At 55.8% G+C, this 668-nt stretch carries 1 protein-coding gene; it reads right to left on the reverse strand.

What is annotated here, in order from left to right; all coding sequences use genetic code 11:
* Positions 1-204 (reverse strand): hypothetical protein (locus AB4Z51_RS45040; protein ID WP_441499784.1); only part of this gene is annotated, 204 nt, incomplete at its 3' end.
* Between the last annotated feature and the right edge of the window lie 464 nt (positions 205-668).

The following is a 668-nucleotide window of genomic DNA, read 5'->3' on the forward strand; positions in this document are numbered from 1 at the left end:
CAAAATCACAAAATCAATGGACACCTTCGTCGCTCTATTTGCGGGACTCAAAATCGCGGTCAACGTAGTAGCAGGTGATTTCTTGACCCCTCCCGGCTCGAACATATCGCCAGTGCAAGTAATCTTGAGCGAGTCCGCGGCCCGAGCAGCGTTCATCGCTAAGAAGGTGATAGCTATAACTCCAAGCAAAGTTGCCTTGGACATTTTATTTTCCCTTTGCCTTCAGCCCCAGCTCCACAAGCCGGCGGATGGCCTCGGAGCGGCCGGGGAGGTCTTCTTGCTTGGCTGCCCAGGCATCGACGCTCTTCCGTAACTCCGAGGACAGGCGGATAGCCGTCACCGGGTCCTGTCCGGTGGCCGGCCGGCCAGGACGTTTCCGTACTACGTTTTTAGTTGACGGCTTCATAATAAGCGTACTACGCTAATTGAGCTTGGAAAACAAGCGGCCTGCCGTCGTGTTGGAAGCACGGCGGCAGGCCTGACCTCGATCACAGAAGGGTTTTCAAAATGACCAAGGCTGTTTCGCATCTTAGCACGCCACCCTTAAACACGTCTGAAAACAACATCACCGATCCGGTGTACGCCGCGATCGAGAAACATCGTCGGGCAATGCGGGAGTTTGCCGAGGTGCTCCGCGTACTCGTTCCCGGCACCCTCAGTCCCGATCC

It is taken from the genome of Bradyrhizobium sp. 2TAF36, assembly GCF_052114925.1.
GTDB classification, from domain to species: domain Bacteria; phylum Pseudomonadota; class Alphaproteobacteria; order Rhizobiales; family Xanthobacteraceae; genus Bradyrhizobium; species Bradyrhizobium barranii.